Origin of the sequence: Agathobaculum sp. NTUH-O15-33 (assembly GCF_033193315.1) — a bacterium.
Taxonomy (GTDB): Bacteria; Bacillota; Clostridia; order Oscillospirales; family Butyricicoccaceae; genus Agathobaculum; species Agathobaculum faecihominis_A.
This window is the reverse complement of the sequence record NZ_CP136187.1, coordinates 2,863,268-2,888,091: the sequence shown is the minus strand read 5'-3', so window position 1 is coordinate 2,888,091 and position 24,824 is coordinate 2,863,268. Positions and strand designations below refer to the sequence as shown.

At 60.3% G+C, this 24,824-nt stretch carries 13 protein-coding genes; 11 read left to right on the top strand and 2 right to left on the bottom strand.

The window, feature by feature from the left end; all coding sequences use genetic code 11:
* Positions 1-39: 39 nt before the first annotated feature.
* Both RWV98_RS13950 and RWV98_RS13945 read left to right on the top strand, forming a co-directional pair.
* Positions 40-1,251: a BTAD domain-containing putative transcriptional regulator gene (locus RWV98_RS13950; RefSeq protein WP_280963311.1), complete on the top strand. Its 1,212-nt coding sequence runs from the start codon at positions 40-42 to the stop codon at positions 1,249-1,251.
* A 213-nt stretch (positions 1,252-1,464) separates the two neighbouring features.
* A complete protein-coding gene (locus RWV98_RS13945; protein WP_317861494.1) occupies positions 1,465-1,911 on the top strand; it encodes a hypothetical protein in 447 nt (148 codons plus the stop codon).
* A 7-nt stretch (positions 1,912-1,918) separates the two neighbouring features.
* On the opposite strand, the gene RWV98_RS13940 is transcribed toward RWV98_RS13945, so the two are convergent.
* The gene (locus RWV98_RS13940; RefSeq protein WP_317861493.1) at positions 1,919-2,557 is read right to left on the bottom strand and encodes a sortase; all 639 of its coding nucleotides are present in this window, start codon (positions 2,555-2,557) and stop codon (positions 1,919-1,921) included.
* Positions 2,558-2,658: 101 nt separating this feature from the next.
* Between RWV98_RS13940 and RWV98_RS13935 the strand changes: the two genes are divergently transcribed.
* Positions 2,659-8,247, top strand: a complete 5,589-nt coding sequence (locus RWV98_RS13935) for a SpaA isopeptide-forming pilin-related protein (protein WP_317861491.1) — start codon at positions 2,659-2,661, stop codon at positions 8,245-8,247.
* 66 nt (positions 8,248-8,313) lie between these two features.
* Here RWV98_RS13935 and RWV98_RS13930 read toward each other — a convergent pair whose 3' ends face one another.
* A complete protein-coding gene (locus RWV98_RS13930; protein WP_317861490.1) occupies positions 8,314-9,093 on the bottom strand; it encodes a 4Fe-4S dicluster domain-containing protein in 780 nt (259 codons plus the stop codon).
* 169 nt (positions 9,094-9,262) lie between these two features.
* Here RWV98_RS13930 and RWV98_RS13925 point away from each other — a divergent pair, with 169 nt between their 5' ends.
* From RWV98_RS13925 to RWV98_RS13890, 8 genes are all read left to right on the top strand, one after another.
* Complete coding sequence (locus RWV98_RS13925) at positions 9,263-9,691, top strand: rhodanese-like domain-containing protein (protein WP_317861488.1); 429 nt, start codon at positions 9,263-9,265, stop codon at positions 9,689-9,691.
* 14 nt (positions 9,692-9,705) lie between these two features.
* Positions 9,706-10,143, top strand: coding sequence for an RrF2 family transcriptional regulator (locus tag RWV98_RS13920; protein WP_280961091.1), 438 nt, complete (start codon positions 9,706-9,708; stop codon positions 10,141-10,143).
* A gap of 13 nt (positions 10,144-10,156) precedes the next feature.
* A complete protein-coding gene (locus RWV98_RS13915) occupies positions 10,157-11,527 on the top strand; it encodes an FAD-dependent oxidoreductase (protein WP_317861486.1) in 1,371 nt (456 codons plus the stop codon).
* A 51-nt stretch (positions 11,528-11,578) separates the two neighbouring features.
* A complete protein-coding gene (locus tag RWV98_RS13910; RefSeq protein WP_317861484.1) occupies positions 11,579-12,895 on the top strand; it encodes a cytochrome c biogenesis protein/redoxin in 1,317 nt (438 codons plus the stop codon).
* A 282-nt stretch (positions 12,896-13,177) separates the two neighbouring features.
* Positions 13,178-15,892 (top strand): bifunctional diguanylate cyclase/phosphodiesterase, encoded by a 2,715-nt coding sequence (locus RWV98_RS13905; protein WP_317861482.1) that lies wholly within the window; start codon positions 13,178-13,180, stop codon positions 15,890-15,892.
* Positions 15,893-16,252: 360 nt separating this feature from the next.
* Positions 16,253-19,636, top strand: coding sequence for a PD-(D/E)XK nuclease family protein (locus RWV98_RS13900; protein ID WP_317861480.1), 3,384 nt, complete (start codon positions 16,253-16,255; stop codon positions 19,634-19,636).
* Positions 19,617-23,177 (top strand): helicase-exonuclease AddAB subunit AddA, encoded by a 3,561-nt coding sequence (gene addA, locus RWV98_RS13895; RefSeq protein WP_317861478.1) that lies wholly within the window; start codon positions 19,617-19,619, stop codon positions 23,175-23,177. The genes RWV98_RS13900 and addA overlap by 20 nt, the downstream gene beginning before the upstream one ends.
* A 139-nt stretch (positions 23,178-23,316) precedes the next feature.
* Complete coding sequence (locus tag RWV98_RS13890) at positions 23,317-24,822, top strand: IMP dehydrogenase (RefSeq protein WP_280961085.1); 1,506 nt, start codon at positions 23,317-23,319, stop codon at positions 24,820-24,822.
* Positions 24,823-24,824 lie beyond the last annotated feature (2 nt).

Here is a 24,824-nt window from a genome sequence, read left to right as displayed (position 1 = left end):
TAAAACGGAAGGAAGGCGTTGCAAGTGCAGGAGAGTCAAATGCCGCACATAACCGTGCGAATGTTCGGTGAATTCACTGTTTCAATCGATGGCAAGGTGGTCAGCGAGCCTCTGCGTCATGCAAAGAAATTGCGCGGCGTATTGCAGTACTTGCTGCTGCACGCGGACCGGCCGGTTTCCCACAGCGAGCTGTATGATACCTTTTGGCCGGAGGAGCGCAGCGCCAACCCGCGCGGCGCGCTGAAAACGCTGATCCACCGGCTGCGCGCGGCGCTGGTCGAAGGCGGCGCGGACGGCGACATCCCGTTTTTCCTCGTGCAGCAGGGCAGCTACCAGTGGAACCCTGCGCTGGAAGCGCAGATCGACGCGGTCGAGTTCGAGGAGGCTTGCCGCCGTCTGAGCGACAGCACCTTGACGCAGAAGAAGCGCACCGAGCTGTTGCTGCGCCTCAGCGATCTGTACAGCGGCCGCTTTTTGGATGGTTCCGAGCTTTGGATGGCCACGCCCGCGGCCTATCTGCATGAATGCTACCGCAAGGTCATCAGCGAGCTATGCGACTATTACCAGCGGCAGGACGAACCGGAGCAGGTCATCACGCTTTGCCGTAAGGCGCTGCGGTTTGACGAGCTGGATGAGGAACTGAACTATGCGCTCATCCTCGCGCTGACCGACGCGGGCCGCTCGCAGGACGCGCTCACCCAGTATCAGCACGTGACCGAGCTGTATTATTCCGAGCTTGGCGTGCAGGTTTCCGACGAGCTGCGCGCTCTTTACCGCCGCATTGCCGAAGCAGAGCAATCGATGGACCTTGATATTGACAATGTGCGCGGCGTTTTGGAGGAGAAGGATTCCTCTTCATCCGGCGCGTACGTATGCGAATACGGCATCTTTCAGGATATTTTCCGCATCGAGGAACGATGCCTCGCGCGGTACGGCGGCCGCATTTTTCTGGGCCTGCTCACGGTGACCGGCGCAAAATGCGAGACCCCTACGCCCGATGTGCTGACCAAAGCGATGGACCGGCTGCTTGCCGCCGCCTGCCAAAGCCTGCGCCGCAGCGATGTGATCGCGCGGTATAGTCAGGCGCAGTATGTGGTGCTGCTTTCTACGGTTACATATGAAACCGGCAGTATGGTGCTAGAGCGCATTCAGAAGCTGTTCCGGCGCGATAACCCGCGTATTCCGGTCAGCGTTTCCTGCAAGCTGCGCCCCCTGCGCCCCTCGCACGAGGAAAACGGGCAGGCGGGATAAGAAAAAATAAAAAGCGTTACCGCTTATAAAGCGGTAACGCTTTTTTGTCCGTTTAGATAAGTTGGAATGGTTATTTATATGAAAAATGCACACAAACTGTTTGGGAAATGGCAAAAATCTTTGCATGGCGCGCAAGAATGTAACCGGGATATAACCGGGCCGCGCTATACTGTACCTATAACCTAAGAGCAGTATGAAAGGAGCGGATGCGTCATGTTGGCAATGCCTAACGCGATGCCCTACCAAAACCGACAGTTCTTCCTCTGTATCGATGAATATAACAATGGGGAGCCCGCCGGAAGGCTATACAGCGGCGTGAGCCAGAAAACATTCCGTTTTAGCGCGCTGCTGCCCCTACTGCGCGAGCTGGACGGCACGCTGGACCGTGAAACAGCCGCCGAGCGGTTTGATACGTACCGTTCTTTTGGCCCGACCGATCAGGTGCGGGCGGGGGAGTGGCGCGAGGTATCGCACACCCCGGGACGGATCGCCACGGTAATCGTGCGCGTGCACTTCCGGCAAAACGCCACTTGGCAGGGCGAAGCGGTGTGGATGGAAGAGAAGAAGACCCGCTGCTTCCGCAGCGCGTTGGAGCTTTTGTTCCTGATCGATTCCGCCATGCAGGCACAGGCCGAGCGGCAGGAGCTTGCGGGAAGCTGAGGCCCGCCTACGAAAGCGGCGCGGTTTCCGTCAGTTCGGCCTGAACGACTAGGCGGTGCGTGGATACCATGTAAGGCGTGCAGGTAAACAGCGTTATGACCGCGTCGCGGCCCTCTACCGGTTCGGTGATCCAAAACTCGGTCGGCTCTACCGTCATGGTGCGGAACACCTCGTAGGTATAGCGATTTTCCTGATCGGACAACAAAATGGTGTCCCCGGTTTCGACCAGATCCAAATGGCGCAGCAGGTCGCGCGGCCGGTGCCCGGCCAACACGCAGTTGCCCGTTTGCCCGGGCAGCGCCGTGCCGCCCATATGCCCCACGCCAAGGCGGAGCGCGGGCTGGTCCACCCCTTCGACGATATTGTCCGCCGCTTGCAGGCGCGGTATCTTGATAATGCCCGCCTGCATCGGCTCGGCATCGGCTGCGGGCTCGTTTTCCGCTTCTTCACCGGGCAGAACAGCCAGCGGCTGTTCCGGGGCGCTGGTTTCCACCCATGTATCGGAAACCGGAGCGGGATCGTCCGGCACGGCTTGCCGCCCAAGCAGCGCGCCCCAAGGGTAGTGCATGCCTTCATATAGCAAACCGGCCGCAGCGAGGGATAGGCCTAACATTAATATCCACTTTCCCCATCTTCTTTTAGTCATTTAATCACCTTCACAATTTTAGCGTACCCGGGAATGGGGGCGCTGTCAATTAAAATTTTTTACCGGTGTATCCGGCCTTTTTGGAAAGGGAGTTCTTTCTTATGCGTACCAAGTATTTCATTCGCCGTTTCGGCGCGCTGGCCCTCGCGGCGGCGACGCTGATCTCGGGCACCGGCATTCCTGTCGCCGGCGCTGCGGGCGGCGAAATTGTGACGTATGATGGTTCGGCGGTCTCGGTGCATACCGAAGCCGCGCTTAATATCTTTCAAGGGTTGGACGCTGCCGAAGCACCGTCTGATGCGCAAGCGGCGCTTGACGGCTATACCCTCGTGGATCACAGCGCGCCACAAAACGGCGTGCAGTTCTACACCGCCTATAGGCGGCTGGTGGGCGGCGATGTGACCGCCGCGCCCTCGTATCAGTTCCTGCTCATTGCGGAGAATCTGGGGGGAAAACCGGCTGTTATTGATACCGTGAACGGGATGCCGCCCTCTGATACCGTGGTGTATACGGAAGGGGAAGCGCCCGTACAGAATATCTCGAACGAGCTTAAGGCACCCGCGGAAGAGCGGGCCGATCAGGAGCAGGGCGAAACGCCGGACGGACCGCAAGCTCCAAGCGATCCGGCAAACCCGGATGAACCCACAGTTCCGGATGAACCGTCGATCGACGCGCAGCCCGCACAGCCCGCTGATCCGTCCGCCGCTATCGATCCCGATATGACGGTAGAGCCGGAAGCGCCGCAGCAAAGCGACGCGGCGCCCGCGCCCGTGGAACCGCAACCGGAATCCACGCCTGCGCCGGAGTCCGTTCCAGCCCCAGAACCCGCGCCCGAACCGACCCCGGAGCCCACGCCGGAACCCACGCCCGAGCTCGCGCCGGAAACAGCGCCCGCACCCGAAGGAGAGCCATCGCCCGCGGTGGCGTTTTTCACCCCGCGCACTCGTGTGATCGGGCCGCGCGCCGTGATGACAAACGGAACGGACGTGGGCGTGGCAGGGGAAGACGGCGTACCGCTTGCTTCCGGTTGGGTCATTCAGCCGGGCGGCGTGAGCGGATACACCTTTACTGTAAACGGCAGTCATGCCAGCCAGACGGTGCGCCTGTACGGCGAAAATGTACGGCCGGATGAGCAACCGGATAACGCGCTCACCGGTAAAATCGATCCCCAAAAGGTATTCGGCATTCGCTATGACTGCGTGCTCGATCCCTTTGTAACCTTAAACGACATTGCGGGAAAGCGCATAACCGTCGACCTGACGGACTTTGGCAAAATATTCGAGCTGAACGGTCTGGACGGCGCGAACAATAACGGCGCCGCGCCGCTGAAACTGAAGGATGGGACTGCGCTCGGCACGATCACGGTCGATACCGCAAATTCGACCGCAACGATCGCGTTCAACAGCGAGTTTGTTGAAAATAAGCGTTCGCTGTCCTTCTACTTCTGGATGAGCTGCTCGATGAAAGACGACGCCGGACAGGGCGAAAAGCCGGATTCCATCCATCTGGGCGATACGACGATCGAGCTGGATTGGGACAATGTAGTACAAAAGCAGCCGCTTTGCACGATCAGCAAAAAAGTAAAGACTTATGATGCGGCAACGCGCACGATCACCTGGGAAATCGTTCTGACGCCGCAAAACGGCGCGTCCCTCGCGGGTGCGACGTTGACCGACGAGCTGTCGACGGCTGAAGCGGAGTTTACTGGCCTGCGTGTGAACGATGCGGAGATCGCGCTGAACGACAATAGCGCTGTGCGGATCGAAGGCAATAAGCTGACCTTTACGTTTGCGGACGATGAGCAGGTCTGGCCCAAAAACAAGGCGGCCACCGCACAGATCAAAACGCAGCTGAAATCAGGCTTTTTTGCGGATGGCGCGAGCCAATGGGATATCACCAATACGGCGTCCATTAAAAGTTCGGAAACCAATCAGTTTTCCGAACCGGCGCCTGCAACGGCGGAAAAAACGTTTAAAACGAAGTTTTTGACTAAAGCCGGCACATACGACGGCGCGGCGTCCAACACGATCACTTGGACGATCAAAATCAATAGTATCCCGTTTTCGGTGAAAAATCTAAAAATTTACGACCTGCTGCCCGCGGATGTGCAGATAGACGAGAAGGCGCAGATCAACACCGCATTTCAGACAGAGATATTCAAGATCGATGCGGGGAACAAAGCGGAATGGGCGGCAAAGGAAGAACTGCCGCAGGCGCTTCGCGACGAGATTTCCACGACCGGCGAACATCCCCGCCAACTGGTCGTCCTTTCTCAAAAGGGAGAAAGCTTGTCGGCGGGCAGTTATACGTTCCAGTTTACGACCAAGGTGCTGCCAGACGTCGGTTCGGGCTACGCGACAAAAAACACGGCCTATCTGACCTATGACATCCCGGGTGTTGGCGACGGCGACGGCGGACATCATGTGACCGAGCCGGGCGCGGCTTCCAATAACGTGGGTTTTGTGCAGGCTGCGATCGATAAAAACGTAAGCTATGACCGTTCGACCCGCCGCTTCAAGTGGACAATCGATGTGAACAACAACAAGCAAAAGCTGACCGGCGGCATTCGGATCGAGGACAATTTAAAGCAAGCGCTCAAATCAGCCAACGCAAAAGAAAAGAGCGAATTCAGGCCGGAGACCCTCAAGTGGTGGAAGGACGGCGGATCGCCCGCAGCGGTCGAAAAGCTGGATGCGCCGCCGACCGACAAGACTTCTTACCCTATGGAACCAGCCTATTTCTACGACGCGGAAACGGAACTGCTGACGATCTACGTGCAGGAAATGAAGGGCGAGACCTACCATTTCTCGTTCGAGACCGAGGGCGTGGGCAAAACGTTCTTTGGGCTGCAAAACGTTTGGTATACCAGCAATATGGTAAAGAATGTAACGAACCATGCAACGCTGTACGCAAACGGGGTGGAGGCCACGGATCAGGTATCCAAAGACGTGGTAAGTCAGGAAATCAACAAGACCATGGGCGCGCCCGTGGGAGAGTCCGCGGCGTATAATCCGCAAGACAACACCCTTTGGTGGATGATCCATCTCAATATGGACGGCCGCCATCTGGATGAAGCGACCGTAACCGATACGCTGCCCGCGGCGCTCAGCTATGCGGAGGAGTATAAGCTCTATACCGGCAAGCTGAGCACTTCGGATACGCTCCAAAGAGTCAAGGCCGTACAGGCCGATCTGTCGCCGTCGGTCAACGGAAATCAAGTAACGTTCCATTTCGGCGACCTCATGCGAAACGGCGAGCGGTACATCCTTTATGTCAAAACGCGCGTTGACCCGCAAAAGCTAAACGGTAAATTAACGCTTAGAAACATTGCCGCGATAAACGGCAAAGAAGACGGGCACGATCTGTTTGCCAAGGACTATCAAGACTATACGATTGACAAACGGTCCGTCACCAAATCCGGCAAGCAGCAGACCGACGCGGACGGCGGCGCGCTTCTCGCGGTCGACTGGACGATCGACGTGAATAAGGACGGCAAGGCCAACGGCTATGAAAAGCCGGCGGTAATCGATAAGCTGGAAACCGGCCTGTCCCTCCGGTGGGAGAATGGCGATTACGCCGTGTCGATCAAGCGGCTGCGGTGGAACGGAAAGGCGTTCGTCGCGGAGCAAACGGAGCTGGCGCAGGCGCTTCGCACGCAGTGGCGCTACGACGAAGCGGAAAACACCTTTACCTTTGAACTGCCGAAAAACGAAAGCGGCAATTATGACGCTTACCGCCTTGTACTGACCACCGACGTGGACCCGGAGCTTGCGGGCCAGTCGATTACGAACAAGGTTTCCTATTCGGCGCAGACCGGCGAGATCGGCGGCGGCAGCGGCACCGTGGAGATCCGGCAGTTCGGCGCGGGCGGCAGCGGCGCCGACGGCGGCACGGCCGCCGAACGCAAAAGCCTGACATTGACCAAGGTTTCTTCCCAAAACACCGAACTAAAGCTTGCGGGCGCGAAATTTGACGCCGCCTATTCCGCGGACGGTCAAACCTATACCACGTTCGCGGCGGGCTTAAAAACCAAGGCGGACGGCACGCTGAAGATCAGCGGCTTGCCGAAGGATACCCAGTTCGTCAAGCTAACGGAGACACAGGCGCCGGACGGCTATCAACTGCCGGAGAACGCGGAACACGTATTTGCATTCGACGGCGAAAAGACGCTTACCGCAACGATTAAAAACGATCCGGTCGGTTCGCTGACCGTGGAAAAACAGGATGCGGAAAACGGCGCGGTCCTTGCGGGCGCAAAGTTTACGCTGACCGACGCGCACGGCAAGTATTACGATGCCACCGGCGCGGTATCGGCGGATAAAAAGGAGCTTGCGACCGACGCTGCCGGCCGTATCGCCTTCGGCAAGCTGCCGATAGGCACATATACGCTGACCGAGACCGCCGCCCCGCACGGTTACCAGCTTGGCATGGCGAATGGACAAACGACGCGCAAGACCAGCTGGAAGCTGGCGGTGGAGCAAAACGCAAACGGCGATACGATAGTTTTCAGCGAAGACATGCAGCTTACGGACGGCAAGCTGGTCATTACGAACGAGCGCTACGGCTCGATCACCGTCGTGAAGCGCGATGCGGAAACGGCTGGCGCTCTGGCTGGCGCGAAATTCACGCTTGCGGACGACGAGGGGAACTATTACGGCGCTTCCGGCAAGCTCGGCGAAGGCGAAACGCGCGAACTGGAAACGCAGGCGGACGGCAAGCTTGTTTTCGGAAACCTGCCCATGGGCGGCTATACGCTGACCGAGACCGTCGCTCCCGCGGGCTATCACCTCGGTGAACAGGTGGAGGGGCAGACCGCGCGCAAGACCGTTTGGAAGCTGAATGTAAAGCGCGATGAGAACGGCGCGCCCATTGTCGAGCGGGCGGACGGCGAAGGCGCGGCCGCGGTGGAAAACGGCGCGATTACGATTACAAACGTTCGCTTTGGCGCGCTTTCCATTGTCAAGCGTGATGCGGAGCAGGAGAACAGCCAGTTGGGCAATACGCTCGCGGGCGCGGTGTTTACCCTGAAAGACGCCGCGGGCGCGTATTACGACGTAACGGGCGCGAAATACACAGAGGAAAAGCCGCTCACGACCGATGAAAACGGGCGCATCGTCTTTCAGAACCTGCCGACAGGCGCGTATACGCTGACCGAGACCAAGGCGCCGGACGGTTACTATTTGGGCGAATCGATCGCCGGACAGAGCGAGCGAAAGACCGTTTGGCCCATCGAGCTTTTTGAGCAAAACGGTTCTATATCCGTGCGCCGTCTGGATACGGAAGGTACGGCGCATGCCGATGGCGCAGCGCTGACCGTCATGAATGAACGCGAGCCCAGCCGTAACGACGGCGGCCATAACAACCATAAGCCGGGCCAACCCGACGGCGGGATCGATATCCCGGATGGTGAAATACCGCTCTCGCCCGGCGATACCACCGAGATCCCGGACGGCGAGGTGCCGCTTTCCCCCGGCGATACCACGGAGATTCCGGAAGGGTATACGCCTCTCTCGCCCGGCGCGGAGGAAGAGGACGGCAAAATCGTCGAGCTTCCCGACGAAGAGGTACCGAAAGCGGCGGCAAAGCTGCCGCAGACCGGCGGCCTTACCCCGGGCCTGCTGTTCCCGCTCGGCCTGCTCACCGCCGCTGTCGGCGCGCTGCTCGGCCGCCGCAAGGACGGCGAGGAATAACAAACCAAAAAAGCAGATGGAAGAGAACAAGTTTCTCTTCCATCTGTTTTTTGGCTATGTAAGGGGTTAGACGAACCATGCGGGAGTCTTGGGCTTTTTGCAGGTCAGTTCCAGCATTTTGGTGATGGCGGTCACGCGCGCGTCTTTAAAGGACTTCGCGCCGAGCGGACATACCTTGACGCAGGCGCAGCACTTGATGCAGCCCGGCGCGATTTTCGCGGGATCGTCCTTATCAATCACGCCCATCGGGCAGCCGGTGACGCATAGGCCGCATTTGGTGCAGGTATCCGCCGTGACCGGCGCGCCGGGGGATGCGGGCGCGCGATCCTTATAGGGCCGGTTGCCGGGCACCGCCACGGGAGACCGGTCGCCGCGCCCCAGCTTTTCCGCGATCGCCGCGCCAAAGGCGGCGGCCTGCGAAAGGTCGCTTTCATCGGGCCGGGCGTGTCCCACCTTGGCGGTATACGAATGCTCTCCAATGAACGAGCCCGCCGCGATTACCGTCATCTGCCGCGCTTCGAGCCAGTCCGCCGCCTCGGCGAGGGCGTCCTCCACCGCGCGGTTGCCGTATACCGCCACCGGCACGGCGGCCGCGCCGTTTCCCTCGATCAGCGAGAGCGTATCCTCCAAAAGCGCGGGGATACGGCCGCCGTATACCGGGAAACTGAACACGACGATATCCGCCGCGGCAAAGGGATAAGCCTTGCCGCGCGCGGCTGGCGGCGTCAGATCGATCTCTTCAAAGGGCAGGTTCAGCGCTTCCGCCAGCGATTGGGCCGCGCGGCGCGAAACCGCGCGGGAAGTATGCGTCGGACTAAAATATAAGGCGTAAACCGTTCCGTTCATAATAGCAGCCTCCGTTTCGGGTTTATATAAGCTTCATTATAAGCGCGGTTCGGCGCAGCGTCAATGTAAAGGTAAAAATTTTCACCAAACGCTTGACAGCCTTATCTGTATATGTTATAGTTACAGTACAAAATGTAACAGAGAAAATTACAGTTAAGGAGATGACCCCATGAAACGACTTTTCAGCGGCGTAGCTGCGCTGACACTGCTGTTGCTCGCCGCTTGCGGCGCACCGGCGCAGCAGGATACCGCCACGGCGGATCAAACGGAATCCGGAGCGAGCGAAGCGTACCACAAGATCGACGCGGAGCAAGCCAAAAAGATGATCGACGAGGGCGGCGTGACCATTGTCGACGTACGCACCGAGGAGGAGTATAACGCCGAACACATACCGGATTCCATCCTTGTACCGAATGAGTCGATCGGAGACGAAGCGCCCGAGGCCCTGCCGGATAAGGACGCGGTGCTGCTGGTGCATTGCCGCACGGGCGTGCGGAGCAAGCAGGCCTCCGACAAGCTGGTCGAGCTGGGGTATCAAAACGTTTACGATTTCGGCGGGATCGCCGATTGGCCGTACGATACGGTCAGTGAAGAATAATTGGGGGGAACGATATGACGAGTGATTTTTGCGTGGCGGTGCACGCGCTGGTCTATTTGAATCATAAGGCGTGTGTTTTATCCAGCGAGGAGCTGGCGCAAAACATCTGCACCAACCCGGCGCGCGTGCGCAAGGTGATGGCAAAGCTGAAAAAGAGCGGCTTTTTGGAAACCCGGGAGGGCTCTTCCGGCGGGTACCGTTTTGAGCGCGACCCGGCGGGCGTAACGCTCGCGGCGCTGGCTGAGGCGCTCGATATCCGGTTTGTCGATACCGCGTGGAAAAGCGGCGACAAGGAGCTCGAGTGCCTGATCGCGAGCGGTATGGGCGATCTGATGGCGGATGTGTTCGACGATCTGAACACGCGCTGCATGGAGCGGCTGGGGCAGATCACGATCGCGGATTTGGACGAAAAGATATTCATAAAGCCGGTTTCCGGCGCGGACAACAAGTGAGGAGCGATTTTGCATGAAACAGTTTGATACCGTAGTGATCGGTTTTGGCAAGGGCGGCAAGACGATGGCGGGCGCGCTCGCCGGAGCGGGACAAAAGGTGGCCCTTGTGGAGCAGAGCGATCAAATGTTCGGCGGCACCTGCATCAACGTGGCCTGCATCCCGACCAAGTCGCTCGAGCACGCGGCGCGCCTAAGCGCGGCGCAGGGCGGCGATTTTGCGGCCAAGGCGGCCCGTTACCGCGCCGCGATTGAGGAAAAGCGCAGACTGACCGCCATGCTGCGCCAAAAGAACTATGATAAGGCGGCTGGCGCGGGCGTGTCCGTCATCGTCGGCACGGCTTCGTTCGTCGACGCGCACACGATTTCGGTAAAGCTTGCGGATGGCGGCGAAGAGCGGCTAAACGCGGATAAGATATTGATCAACACCGGCGCGCGTCCGTTCGTGCCGCCGATCGAAGGGCTGGTCGAAAGCCGCTTCGCCCGTGTGAGCGAAGCCATGATGGAGCTGGAAGAATTGCCCCGCCGCCTGTTTATCGTCGGCGGCGGCTACATCGGCCTTGAGTTTGCTTCCTACTACCTGAACTTTGGCTCCGAAGTGACCATCGCGCAGGACGGTGAGACGTTTATTCCGCGCGAGGACGCCGAGGTAGCCGCCAAGGTACTGGAAAGTCTGGAAGCGCGCGGCGCCAAGGTGCTGCGCGGCGTTAAGGTAGCGGGCGTGCGGGATGAAACGGGTCACGCCGTCGTCACGGTTTTGCGCGACGGCGCGCCGGACGAATACCCGGCGGAAGCCGTGCTGATCGCGACCGGCCGCCGGCCTAACGTGGGCGGTCTGAATCTGGAAGCGGCGGGCGTGCAGCTTACCCCGCGCGGCGCGGTGCAGGTGGATGAAACGTTACGCACCACGGCGGACAATATTTGGGCTATGGGCGACGTGGTAGGCGGCTTGCAGTTCACCTATATTTCGCTGGATGATTCCCGCATCGTGAAATCCCAGCTCATGGGCGACGGAACGCGCACCACGGAGAACCGCGGCGCGGTTCCTTACAGCGTGTTCCTCGATCCGCCGCTGTCCCGCGTCGGCATGACCGAGGACGAAGCGAAAAAGCAGGGCCATGCGATCAAGGTCGCCCGTCTGCCCGCCGCCGCGATCCCGAAGGCGCAGGTGCTGCGTCAGCCCACCGGCTTTTTAAAGGCGATCGTGGACGCGGACACCGGCCTGATTCTCGGCGCGCATCTGTTTTGCGCGGAATCGCATGAGATGATCAACCTGATTAAGCTGGCAATGGACGCAAAGCTGCCGTACACCGTGCTGCGCGACGCGATCTACACCCACCCGACGATGAGTGAGGCGCTGAACGATCTGTTTGCCGCTCTTTCCTGAGCGACAGCGCACCGCTTTCCACCCGAAACGATGGAATAAGGAGTTAACCCTATGGGCTTTACCGTATCCGCCGGCGTGCCGGCGCTGACCGTATTCTTGCAGGGCATTTTAAGCTTTTTCTCGCCCTGTGTGCTGCCGCTGGTGCCGCTTTATGTCGGCTACCTCGCGGGCGGCGCAAAAACTGTGGACGAGGACGGCACCGTGCATTACCCGCGCCGCCGGGTGCTGCTTAATACGCTGTTTTTCGTGCTCGGCGTCAGTTTCACCTTCTTTTTGCTGGGCTTCGGCTTCACGGCGCTGGGCCGGTTTTTCAGCAGTAACCGCGCGTGGTTCGCGCGCATCAGCGGCATCATCATGGTGCTGTTCGGCCTGTACCAGTTCGGCGTGTTTGGCCACGCGAACGCGATCGAGCGCGAGCGGCGGCTGCCGTTCCGGCTCGACCGGTTCGCCATGAACCCCGCCGTGGCCTTTGTTTTGGGCTTTACGTTCAGCTTTGCATGGACGCCGTGCGTCGGCCCCGCGCTGGGCAGCGTGCTGCTGATGGCGTCCTCCGCGGGCACCTCCGCCATGGGCTTTCTGCTCATCGGCGTGTATACGCTGGGCTTTGTGCTGCCGTTTATCGCGGTCGGCCTGTTCACCGGCGCGGTGCTGGACTTTTTCAAAAAGCACGGTCAGGTGGTGCGCTACACCGTCAAGGTAGGCGGCGCGCTGCTCATCCTGATGGGCGTGATGACGCTCACAGGCTTCATGAACGGCGTGACCAGTTACTTGTCGAACGTGGGCTCGCTGGCGGGACAGCAAGATCAAACAACAACGAACGAGCCCAAGGAGCCGGAGCCGGCCGAGCCCGCTCCGGACGAGAGCGAAACGCAGGACGGCACAGCCGCGCAGCCGGAGGATAAGGACGTTATCGTAGCGCCCGATTTTACGCTGACCGATCAGTTCGGCGAAACGCATACGCTATCGGATTACAAGGGCAAGACCGTGTTCCTCAACTTTTGGGCCACTTGGTGCCCGCCGTGCCGCCGCGAAATGCCGGATATTCAGGCGCTTTATGAAAGCTACGGAAAAAACGCGGAGGATTTGGTGGTGCTGGGCGTAGCCAATCCAAAAACCGACGAACATCCGTACAATCAGGATGTGAGCGAGGCCGAGGTGACGCAGTTTTTGACGGATAACGGTTATTCCTATCCGGTCGTGATGGATACAACGGGCGATGTGTTCGCCGATTACGCGGTCAGCGCGTTTCCGACCACCTTTATGATCGATAAGGACGGCAATGTTTTCGGCTATATTGTGCAGTCTCTTTCCGCGGATATGATGGAAAGCATCGTCAAGCAAACGATGGAAGGCTCCGCCGCGCAATAAGGCGGAAGAACAGGCGCGCCGCAGGTTTTAGCCTGCGGCGCGCGCCGCGTTTCCGGGGGCATAATCAATGTTTGCAAAAGCTTGTTTCCTGTGCTATACTGAGTCTTGAAAACGGTATCAGTTTTTAGGATGGCATCCATTTGCATACTAAAATAGTATACAAATTGGCGGGGATATTGTTCCCGCTTATCGTATTTTAACGCATCTTTACCGGCCTGTTTCGCGCTATGTGACAGGCGGTTTTTTGCTATAAACAGATTTAGGATACATGGGGGGAGCGGCATGACGAGCGGCAATGCATGGCGAAAGAAACTAATTGCCATTGTTTTATCAATCGCTTTGGCTGCGGTGGGCTTGCTGTCCATTGTATTCATTGAAAGGCTGCAAGGCAACGCCCGCGTCATCAATTACGCGGGCGTGGTGCGCGGCGCGACGCAAAGGCTGATCAAGCAGGAAATGCAGGGCATGAACAACGACGCGCTGATACGGCGTCTGGACGCCATCATAGAGGAACTGAAAACCGGTGAAGGCGAGCTTGGGCTGATCCGGCTCAATGACGCGGCGTTCCAGCAGCTGATGCTCGAAATGGAAGGCGAATGGGCGGAGCTGAAAACCGAGATTCTACATGTGCGGCAGGGCGCGGACGACCGGCGGCTGTTCGAGCTGAGCGAACAGTATTTCGACCTTGCGGACCGTACGGTATCCGAGGCGGAGGCGTATTCGGCGCGCAACGCGCGCATCGTCAAGATCTGCTTTTTAATCTTGGCTGCTGTCTTTATGGTCGTGGCGGTATTTCTGATCTGGCTCAGCTCGGTGCAAAATAAACGGGAAAAGGCGCTTGAAAAAGCACAGAATGAAAACGAAAAGAGAAGCGAGCATCTGACGCAGATGACCAAGGCGCTGCAGGCGCCCATCAATGAAATATCCGAACTCATCTACGTGTCGGATATTGAAACCTACGAGTTGCTGTTTGTCAACGAGGCGGGCAAAAAAACGTTCCATCTGGACGAGGTGAACGGCCAGATGTGCTATCAGGCGCTGCAAGGCAGGGACAGCCCGTGTCCCTACTGCACGAACGCAAAGCTGAAGCCGGGAGAAAATTATAGCTGGGAAACCACCAATCCGTTGACCAAGCGCCATTATATGCTCAAGGACAGGCTGGTCGAATGGGATGGACGCATGGCCCGTCTGGAAATCGCCTTTGATATGACGCAGGTGGAGCAAGAGAAGCAAAAGCTGAAATACGCGCTGGACACGGAAAATATGGTGATGGAATGCATCCGGATTCTTTACCAAGGGCGCGATCTGGATAACGATATCCACCGGATGCTGGAACAGGTCACTACTTTTTTAGGGGCGGAGCGCGCCTATATATTCAGTTTCCACAGCGGTTCGAGTTCTAATGATTATGAATGGTGCGCGCCCGGCGTTGCACCGCAAAAGGAAAACCTGCAGGCTGTGCCGATGTCCGCCTTCGGCCGCTGGATCCCGACGTTTGAAAAGCAGGAATGCGTCGTGATCGAGGATGTGGAGGATTACCGCGTAAGCGATCCGGAGGAATACCAAACGCTTGCGGTGCAGGGCATCAATAGCCTTGTTGTGGCGCCGCTGGAACGCGACGGCAAGCTTACCGGCTGTCTGGGTGTGGATAATCCGCCGAAGGATAAGCTGTGGAATATTGCGTCGCTGCTGCAAACGCTCTGCTACTTCATGATGCTGGCGTTTCGCCGCGCGGAAAATGAACAGCAGCTTTCGCATTTGAGCTTTTACGATACCCTGACTTCGTTTTATAACCGCAACCGGTTTATCAAAGATCTGGATTTGCTGGCGGATGAAAACGTGTCTGTCGGCATCGTCTATCTCGACGTAAACGGGTTAAAGGCGGTCAATGACAAGCAGGGGCACGCCAGAGGCGACCAGCTGCTGATCGAGGCGGCCGGTAAAATAAAGGCGGTGTTCCGGCAATCGGATTGTTACCGGGTGGGCGGCGATGAATTTGTCGTCATCTGCCTGAATATACCCGAGGATCGGTTTGAAGAAAAGGTGGCGCAGCTTAAACAAAGCTTTGCGTTTGATGCCCGCTGTAAAGCGGCCATCGGCACCCATTGGGCGAAAAGCTTCCAAAATCCCAACCAAATCGTGGCCGATGCGGACGCCAAAATGTATGAAGACAAAAAAGAGTTTTACAGAAAAAACAAAGCGGCAAACCGCTATCGTTATCACAGCGACGACGTGCTGCAGCTCGCGGATCCGAACATCCTGCGGGAAGAAATAAACCGGGAACGTTTTGTGGTTTACTTGCAGCCCAAGGTATCGTCCTCCGACCGCACGGCGGTGGGCGCGGAGGCGCTGATCCGTTACCAGTCCAGCGACGGCGCGTTGGTTTTGCCGGGCAATTTTCTCCCGCTTTTGGAAGAAGCGAAGACGATCAGCCAGATCGATTTTTACGTTTTCGAGCTGGTCTGCTCCAAGATCGATTCTTGGTTTAAGGAAGGCAAAAGCGGTTTTCCGGTTGCCATCAACTTTTCCCGCTACTCGCTGATTCAGCCGCACTTTGTCGAGCGGTTGGTCGAGATATGCCGGAAATACGGTATTTCGCCCACTTACTTGGAGATCGAGATCACGGAAAGCGTGCGGGAAGTGGATGGGATCGACATCAGCCGTCTGGTCACGGAGCTGCGACGGAAGGGCTTTGCGGTCACGATAGACGATTTTGGCACCGATTACGCCAACTTGGCGTTGCTGACGGCGGTGGAATTCGACGTGCTAAAGCTGGATAAAAGCATGGTGCAGGATGTGGCGAGCAACGCCAAAACGCAGGCCATGATCACATCGATCGTGGATAGCTGCAAGAAGATGGGGATCCAACTGGTGGCCGAAGGCATTGAGCAAGAGGAACAGCTGGGCGCTTTGCGCGCTTGCGGCGTGGAGCTGGTGCAGGGATATCTGTTCAGCAAGCCGATCCCCATAGAGGAATACGAATCACGGTACTTATAGGTGACAGCCTGAAGCAAGGGATAGTGGAAAACACTATACCTTGCCTCTCAGACTGTCAAAAAACAAGTTTTGACAGTCTGTCGATCGAAACAAAGCCCCATTTCGATCGAGAATTCCGACTTCTGCGCGCGCCTTACAGGCACACTTGAAGTCGGTTTGTATAAAAACCGAGATACATGCTCCCGGTTTTTATGAATTTTGCCGCAAACGGCAAAATTCTATTTTATGCGCGCTGCGGCGCGAGGGAGTTCTTTGATACGCTGTGAGGCAAGGTATAGTGGAAAACACTATACCTTGCTTCTTTTTCTGTTCCGTGCTACCATATAAAGAAATATCATGTTTTTGAAAGGAGGCGGCGGTATGCGTATCCTGACCGGCCGGGCGGGCAGCGGGAAAAGCACCTTTCTGCTCCGCGAGATCGCCGGATGCTGCGAGCGGGGCGAGGGGCGGCAGATTCTTCTGGTGCCTGAGCTAAATTCCCACGTATACGAACGGAGGCTCGCGAAATTCACGAATAACCATGGCGCGCGCACCGCCGAAGTGCTTACCTTTTCGCGGCTGACCGACCGGGTGCTGGCCGCCGTGGGCGGCTTGGCGCAGCAGGCGCTGACGGACGCGGGGCGGCTGCTCACCCTGCAGCGCGCCGCGCTTACCGTACAAACCAGCATCCAAGCGTGGCCCGGCCTTGCGGATAAGCCTGAGCTGCTGCGCGAGGCGCTGTCGCTGATCGATGAGTGCAAGACCTGCGCCGTGCCGCCGCAGTCGCTTTTTGAAGCTTCGGGCGAGGCGGAGGACGCTGCGCTTGCGGCCAAGCTATCCGATCTGGCGGTGCTGCTCACCGCCTACGACCGGCTGTGCGACGAGTCGCTGCCCGATCCGCGCGACCGGCTGACCCTGCTGCGGGACGGCCTTGCGGCGTCGGGCGTGCTGGACGGCGCTGCCGCCTATCTGGATGGCTTTTTGAGCTTCACCCCGCAGGAAACACAGGTGCTGGACACGATGCTTGCCTGCGGCGTGCCGCTCACCGTGGCGGTGACGGGCGATTTGCGCTACCCCGATGTGTTCGTGACCGGCTGCCGCACGGTAAAGGCCCTTTCGCGCATGGCCGCGCGGCATGGCAAGGAAGCCGAAAAAATAGACTTGGGTGAAAGCAAAATACCCCGCCCGGCCGATTTGGCGGCGCTGGAAGCGGAAGGTCTGCTGCCGCTGCGCACACCGCGTCCGGCAGAGGGGCAGGGCGTTTGCATCTATGCCGCCGAGACCGTGTTTGAGGAATGCGAGCACGCGGCCGCGCTCATCCGCCGCCGCGTGCGGGAGGAGGGACTTCGGTACCGTGATTTTGTGGTGGCCGCGCGCGATATGGCGGGGTACGAGGCTCCGCTCGCCATGGCGATGGAGCGGTACGGCGTGCCCTGCTTTTTGGCCGAAAAGCCCGATCTGCTTTCCCGCCCGCCGATCGCGCTGGTTGCCCTCGCGCTTGAGGCGGTGCGCACGCATTACCACTATGAGGAGCTGTTCGGCTGCTTTAAGACCGGCCTGACCGCGCTTTCTTGGGACGAGATCGACAAGCTGGAAAACTATGCGCTCACTTGGGGCCTGCGCGGCGGCGCGTGGGAGCGCCCGTGGGAAGCGCATCCGGACGGCTACGGCCTGCCCATGGACGAGGCCGCCTCCGCGCGTTTGGCCGAACTGAACGCGCTGCGGGAAAAAGCGATCGCGCCGTTTGCGGCGCTGCGCGCGTCCCTTGCGGGCGAAAACACGGCGGTGGATTGCGTGCGCGCGCTCTACGCCTTTTTGTGCGCGGTGCGCGCGCCCGAGCGCCTTGCGCAGCGCGCCGAAGCGCACGAGGAGGCCGGGCGGCCGCAGCTGGCCGATGAATACCGCCAGCTATGGGACATCCTGGTTTCCGCGATGGAGCAATTTGCTTGGGTATGCGGAGAGATACCGCTTACGGCCGAGCGGTTCTCCGCCCTGTTTCGGCTGGTGCTGGGCGAGTACGAAGTGGGCACCATCCCGGTATCGCTCGACCGGGTGACCTGCGGCGATATCGACCGCGCCTGCGGCGAAAACGCCAAGCATGTGATCCTGCTTGGCGTGAACGACGGGCTGATTCCGCGCACCGGCGCGGGCGCGGGACTGCTGACGGATTTTGACCGGGAAAAGCTGGACGCCCTCGGCGTGGAACTGAAAAGCTACGGGGCGGAACGGCTGCTGATGGAGCAGGAAACGCTTTACCGCGCGCTGGCCTGCCCAACGGAGAGCCTAACCCTTTGTTGGCACGCGGCGGACGCGGCGGGCAAGGAGGCGCGGCCCTCGTACTTCATCGGCGCGGTGCGCAGCCTGCTGCCGGGCGTGCCGATGAAGGATTTTCACGGCAGCGCCGACCGGCTGGAGGCCGAGGGCCCGGCGATCGAGCTGGCCTGCGCCTATCTCGCGGGCGACCATACGCCCGCCGCGCGCGCGGCCTTTGAAGCCTACCGGGGAGAGGAACGGGTGCTCGCCGCGAAAAGCCAGCGGCTTGCGCGCGGCCCGCTCGAAAGCCGGCACACGATCGACGGGCTGTACGGCAAGCAGCTGAACCTGACCGCGTCGCGCGTGGATACGTTCTATTCCTGCCGGTTCGCGTTTTTCATGCAGTACGGTCTGAAGGCGAAAAAGCGCCGCGTGGCGAAATTCGACGCGATGCAGACCGGCACTTTTCTCCATTATGTGCTGGAACACGCGCTCACCGCGCTGGGCGAAAATCCGGGCGGCGCGGCGGCGGCCACGGCCGAGCAGGCAAAGCGCGCCTGCCGCGAGGCGGTGCGCGCTTATGTGCGGGACGAGCTGGGCGGACTGGAAGGGCAGACCGCGCGCTTTCGCTATCTCTTCCGCAGGCTGACCAAAACCGCAGAGGAAATTTTGGATAATGTGCTGGAGGAATTGCGCGTTTCCGACTTCGCGCCCATCGATTACGAGGTGGACTTTTCGCGCTCCGGCGATCTGCCGCCCATCTCGTGCGAGGACGCGGGCGTGGAGGTCGCGCTTTCCGGCAAGGTCGACCGGGTGGACGGCTATGTAAAGGACGGCCGCCTGTATCTGCGCGTGATGGACTATAAAAGCGGCAAAAAGTCGTTTTCGCTGTCCGACGTGTGGTACGGCCTGAACATGCAGATGATCATCTATCTGTACGCCTTGCAGCAGGAGGGGCTGGACCGCTACCGCGAACGGCTGGCGGCCGAGCTAAACGAGATCGTGCCCGCGGGCATTCTGTACGTACCTGTCAGGGACGAGCTGCCCGAAGCCGCCCGGGTTGTGGATGAAGAAACGCTGCGCGACATGCGCGACAAGGCGCTGCGCCGTTCCGGTCTGGTATCCGACGATATGGAGCTGCTGGACGCGATGGAGCGCGGCCTTTCGGGCGACGGACGTTTTTTGCCCGTTTCCGTTAAGGTGAAAAAGGGCGAGGACGAGCCGACGCTCACCGCCCGTTCGGCTGTGGCCGATCTGGCGAAGTTCGGCAGACTGGCGCGCTACACGCGGCAAAAGCTGCTGGAAATGGGGCGCGAGCTGCGCGCGGGCAGCATAGGTGCCGATCCGCGCAAAAAGGACAAGGTATCGAGCTATTGCGATTGGTGCGATTACCGCGCGGCCTGCCGGTTCGATGAGAGCGCGGGCGACCGCGCGCGCCTGCTGCGCCATTTGACGAACGAGGAATTTTGGGACGAGATTGGGGGAACGCCGGATGCCGCAGTGGACAAGTGACCAACGCCGCGCGATCGAGGACCGGGGCGGCGCGCTGCTGGTCTCGGCGGCGGCGGGCTCCGGCAAGACCGCCGTGCTGGTCGAACGGGTGCTGCGCCGCCTGACCGACGAGCGCGACCCCGTGGATATCGACCGGCTGCTGCTAATGACCTTTACCTCGGCCGCCGCGGCCGAGATGCGAGAGCGCATCGCCGCCGCGATCGCCCAAGCGGCGGCGGGGCGCCCGTCCGACACGCGGCTGCGCCGCCAACTGTTTTTGACGCACCGCGCGCAGATCACGACCGTGCACGCGCTGTGCCAGCGGCTGGCGCGCGAGCAGGCGGCGGAGCTTGGCATCGCGCCGGATTTTCGCGTGCTGGACGAGCAGGAAAGCAAGCTGCTGCGCGCCGAGGTGCTCGAAACCGTGCTGGAAGCCGCGTATGAGCGCGAGGACGCGGGCTTTTTCGCCCTGTCCGACCTGCTCTCCGCCGGGCGGGACGACGCGCGGCTTGCCGAGACCGTGCTCGCCACCCATGAAAAGATACAGGCGCACCCCGACCCGCGCGCGTTTTTGGAAGCCGTGCGGCGCGGCCTGTACGCGGGCGACATGAACACCCCGCACGCGCGCGTGCTGCTCACCCAGTCGCGCGAGGCGGCGGCGCACGGCGCGGCGTTTTTGCGGCAGGCGGTGGAGGAGCTGGCTGGCATAGACCAGCTACAGGACGCGTATTTGCCCGCGCTGACAAGCGACCTGCGCGGGGCCGAAAGCCTGCTCGCGGCGATCGATTCCGGGGATTGGGACGCGGCGGTATCCGCCGCGCAGGAGATATCCTTCGACCGGCTCAAAGCCGCGCGCGGCTTTGAGGACAAGGCGTTTTTGGAGCATATCAAGGCGCTGCGCGAGGAGTGGAAAACCGCGGCCAAGACGATTTCAGGCAAATGGCTCGCCGTGGGTACGAACGACGCGGTGTACGACCGCAGCCTGATCGCCCCGGCGATGAACGCGCTGATCGACACGGTAAACGCCTTTGACGAAGCGTTCGCCGCCGCCAAGCGGCAGCGGAACGCCGCGGATTTTAACGATCTGGAGCATTTCGCGGTGCGCCTGCTGCTGAAGGACGGCGCGCCGAGCGCGCTGGCCCTTTCGCTGCGCGAGCGCTACGCGGAAATACTGGTGGATGAATATCAGGATACCAACGCCGTGCAGGACGCGATCTTCGGCGCGCTGTCGCAGGAGGGACGCAACCTGTTCATGGTGGGCGACGTCAAGCAGAGCATATACGGCTTCCGACTGGCCGACCCTTCGATCTTTCTGGCTAAATACCGCGCGTTTTCAGACGCGGGCGAGGCGGCGGACGGCGCGCCGCGCCGCGTTGTGCTGGGGCAAAACTTTCGCTCCCGCGCCTCCGTATTGGACGCCTGCAATTTTATCTTTGAAGCCGTGATGGGCGACACGGTGGGCGGTCTTACCTATACGGCGCGCGAAGCGCTGTATCTCGGCGCGGCCTTTCCGGAACCGGGCGAGGCGCGCTATAAGACCGAGGTGCTGCTCGCGGACGCCGCCGCCGCGGGCGAGGACGACGATGCGGAGGATAAGACCGCGCTGGAGGCGCGTTTGGCCGCCCGCCGTATCCGCGCGCTGCTGGACGAGGGCTTTCCCGTGCTGGACAAGGAGACCGGAGCCCTCCGGCCCGCTTCGCCGGGCGATGTGGTGATTTTGCTGCGCTCGCCCCGGACCAAGGCGCGCGTCTATGTCGACGCGCTGGAGGCGTACGGCGTCGCGGCCTCGGCGGAGGAGCGCGGCGGGCTTTTGGAAACGAGCGAGGTGTCGCTCATGGTATCGCTCCTTTCGGTGATTGACAATCCCCGGCAGGATGTGGAGCTGATCGGCGTGATGCGCTCGCCTCTTATGGGCTTTACCGAGCAGCATTTGGCCGATATCCGGCTGCTTGATCGATCGGCCAGCTTTTACGACGCGGTGCGGCGCGCGGCGGCGGACGATGCGGCGTGCGCTTCCTTTCTCGCGCACCTTGCCGCGTGGCGCGACTATGCGTGCGACGCGCCTGTGTGCCGCCTGATCTGGCGGCTGTATCAGGATACCGGCGCGCTGGGTTTTGTGGCCGCCCAGCCGAACGGCGTGCAGCGGCGGCAGAACCTATACGCCTTTTTCGAGCGGGCGCGCGCGTTCGAGGCCGCGGGCAGCCGCGGGCTGTTCGCCTTTGTGCGCCGCCTGCGCGGCATGCTGGAGACCGGCGAGGATTACCAGCGGGTGGACACCGCCGCTTCGGGCGGCGTGGTGCGCATCATGTCCATCCATAAATCCAAGGGCTTGGAATTTCCCATCGTTTTGCTCGCGGACTGCGCCAAGCGCTTTAACGAAAGCGACCTGCGGCAGGCGGTGCTGGTGCACAGCGAACTGGGCTTTGGCTGCAAGTGCCGCGATACGGCGCGCGGCGTGCAGTACGACACGGCCGAGCGCGCGGCGGTCGCCGCCGCGCAGCGGCGCGAGATGGTATCCGAGGAGCTGCGCGTTTTGTACGTCGCCATGACGCGGGCCAAGGAAAAGCTGATCGTCACCTGCGCGAGCGGCACGCTCTCGGCAAACCTGCAAAAGTGGGCGCTGCTCGCCGCGCTGCCCCGCTTGCCGCAATACGCGATGGGCGCGGTGCGCGCGCCGCTCGCTTGGCTGATGGCGCCGCTGCTGCGCCACCCGTGCACACGCGAATTGCGCGAGCAGTACGGACTAACCGTGCCCGAAGCGCCGGGCGCGCCGGATGTTTTCACCGTGCGCGTAATCCCGGCGGGCGAGATCGCGCCGCCCGCCGAAGCGGAGGTTTTACGCTTTGCGGACGGTGTGGGGGAAACGCTTCAAGTGCCGCCTGCAAAGCCCTATCCGCAGGCGTTTTTGAGCGACCTGCCCAGCAAGCTGACCGCGACCGGCATCGGCCGGGGGTACCGGGCGGCGGAGGCGGCCGAGCAAACGCCCGCGCCCCGGCGCGAAAAACAGCTGCGCGTGCCGCTGTTTGAGGCGGGGCAGGTAAAGCTTTCCCCGGCGGAGATCGGCACGGCCCACCACCTGTTTTTACAGTTTTGCGATTTTGAAACCGCGCAAACGCCGGGCGGGATCGAGCGGGAGCGGCAGCGCCTGCGCGAGCGCGCCATCCTGTCGTCCGCGCAGGCGGATGCGGTGGACGCCGCAAAAATAGCCCGCTTTTTTGAAAGCCCCCTTTTCCGCGAGACCATGCGGAAGGGCCGGGTGCGGCGGGAATTCAAATTTTCCATTCTTGTGCCGGCGGCACTGTATTGGCCGGAAGCCAAGGCGGCCCCGGACGAGCGCGTGCTGCTGCAAGGCGTCATCGACTGTTTGATCGAAACGGACGCGGGCTTTGTCCTTCTCGATTTTAAGACCGACCGGGTCGCGGCGGACGGCGTTGCCGCCCGCGCCGCGCGCTACCGCCCTCAGATGGAGGCCTACGCGCTCGCGGTAAATGAGATATTCGGCAAGCCCGCGTATCAAAAGCTTTTGTATTTCCTGCATACGGGCGCGCAGTGTGAAGTATAGCTTTATGCCGATTGCATAAGCGGTAAGTGACAAAAGGCCGCAAAAACCGTCACAAGCATGCTTTACTTTGCGCGGGGAAAAGGATATAATAAATACCAATAATAACTTTAAGACAGGAAAGAGAAAAGGAGCAGTATCCATGGCTTTTTACTTCAAGGAACCATCGCGCACCTTCAGCGAATATCTGCTCGTGCCCGGCTATTCCTCCGCGGAATGTATCCCCGCGAACGTGAGCCTGCGCACGCCGATCGTCAAGTTTAAAAAGGGCGGAGAATCCGCCCTGTACGCCAACATCCCGCTGGTCTCAGCCATCATGCAGGCGGTCTCGGACGACCGTATGGCCATCGCCTTGGCGCAGGAAGGCGGCATTTCCTTCATTTACGGCTCGCAGTCCATCGAGAGCGAGGCCGCCATGGTCGCCCGCGTCAAGAGCTACAAGGCGGGCTTTATCGTATCCGATTCCAACGTCATGCCGAACCAGACCTTGGCGGACGTTTTGGCGCTCAAGGAGCGCACCGGCCACTCCACCGTCGCCGTGACCGAGGACGGCACGGCCACCGGCAAGCTGCTCGGCATCATCACCAGCCGCGATTACCGCGTTTCCCGCATGGAGAAAAACGTGCCGGTCACCGAGTTCATGACTCCGTTTGAAAAGCTGATCACCGCCCCGGCGGACACCAGCCTGAAAACGGCCAACGACATCATTTGGGATCACAAGCTTAACGCGCTGCCGCTGGTCGATGAAAACCAGCGCCTTGTCTATATGGTTTTCCGCAAGGATTACGACAGCCACAAGGCCAACTCCCTTGAGCTGCTCGACGCGCAAAAGCGTTACGTGGTCGGCGCGGGCGTCAACACCCGCGATTTTACCGAGCGCGTGCCGGCGCTGGTCGAAGCCGGGGCCGATGTGCTCTGCATCGACTCCTCCGAGGGCTTTTCCGAATGGCAGAGCCGCACGATCGCTTGGGTCCGCGAGAACTACGGCGAAAGCGTCAAGATCGGCGCGGGCAACGTGGTGGACCGCGAGGGCTTCCGCTTTTTGGCCGAAGCCGGGGCGGATTTCATCAAGGTCGGTATCGGCGGCGGTTCGATCTGCATCACGCGCGAGCAAAAGGGCATTGGCCGCGGACAGGCCACCGCATTGATCGAGGTAGCCGCCGCGCGTGACGAGTACTTCCTTGAGACCGGCATTTATATTCCCGTTTGCTCGGACGGCGGTATCGTGCACGATTACCACTGCACCATGGCGCTCGCCATGGGCGCGGATTTCCTGATGCTGGGCCGCTATTTCTCCCGATTCGACGAATCGCCGACCAACAAGGTCAATGTAAACGGCAGCTATATGAAGGAGTACTGGGGCGAGGGCTCTTCCCGTGCGCGCAACTGGCAGCGCTACGATATGGGCGGCGATAAAAAGCTTTCCTTCGAGGAGGGCGTCGATTCCTACGTGCCGTACGCAGGTTCTTTGAAGGACAACGTGACGCTGACGCTCAATAAGGTGCGTTCCACCATGTGCAACTGCGGCGCGCTGAACATTGCGGATTTTCAGAAGAAGGCCAAGATCACGCTCGTTTCCGCCACCTCGATCGTCGAGGGCGGCGCGCACGACGTGGTGCCGAAGGAAACTGCTTCCACTTCTAAATAAAA

Coding starts and splice junctions, on each gene's coding strand:
- RWV98_RS13950 (WP_280963311.1), top strand. CDS start 40: ATGCCGCACATAACCGTGCGAATGTTCGGTGAATTCACTGTTTCAATC.
- RWV98_RS13945 (WP_317861494.1), top strand. CDS start 1,465: ATGTTGGCAATGCCTAACGCGATGCCCTACCAAAACCGACAGTTCTTC.
- RWV98_RS13940 (WP_317861493.1), bottom strand. CDS start 2,557: ATGACTAAAAGAAGATGGGGAAAGTGGATATTAATGTTAGGCCTATCC.
- RWV98_RS13935 (WP_317861491.1), top strand. CDS start 2,659: ATGCGTACCAAGTATTTCATTCGCCGTTTCGGCGCGCTGGCCCTCGCG.
- RWV98_RS13930 (WP_317861490.1), bottom strand. CDS start 9,093: ATGAACGGAACGGTTTACGCCTTATATTTTAGTCCGACGCATACTTCC.
- RWV98_RS13925 (WP_317861488.1), top strand. CDS start 9,263: ATGAAACGACTTTTCAGCGGCGTAGCTGCGCTGACACTGCTGTTGCTC.
- RWV98_RS13920 (WP_280961091.1), top strand. CDS start 9,706: ATGACGAGTGATTTTTGCGTGGCGGTGCACGCGCTGGTCTATTTGAAT.
- RWV98_RS13915 (WP_317861486.1), top strand. CDS start 10,157: ATGAAACAGTTTGATACCGTAGTGATCGGTTTTGGCAAGGGCGGCAAG.
- RWV98_RS13910 (WP_317861484.1), top strand. CDS start 11,579: ATGGGCTTTACCGTATCCGCCGGCGTGCCGGCGCTGACCGTATTCTTG.
- RWV98_RS13905 (WP_317861482.1), top strand. CDS start 13,178: ATGACGAGCGGCAATGCATGGCGAAAGAAACTAATTGCCATTGTTTTA.
- RWV98_RS13900 (WP_317861480.1), top strand. CDS start 16,253: ATGCGTATCCTGACCGGCCGGGCGGGCAGCGGGAAAAGCACCTTTCTG.
- addA (WP_317861478.1), top strand. CDS start 19,617: ATGCCGCAGTGGACAAGTGACCAACGCCGCGCGATCGAGGACCGGGGC.
- RWV98_RS13890 (WP_280961085.1), top strand. CDS start 23,317: ATGGCTTTTTACTTCAAGGAACCATCGCGCACCTTCAGCGAATATCTG.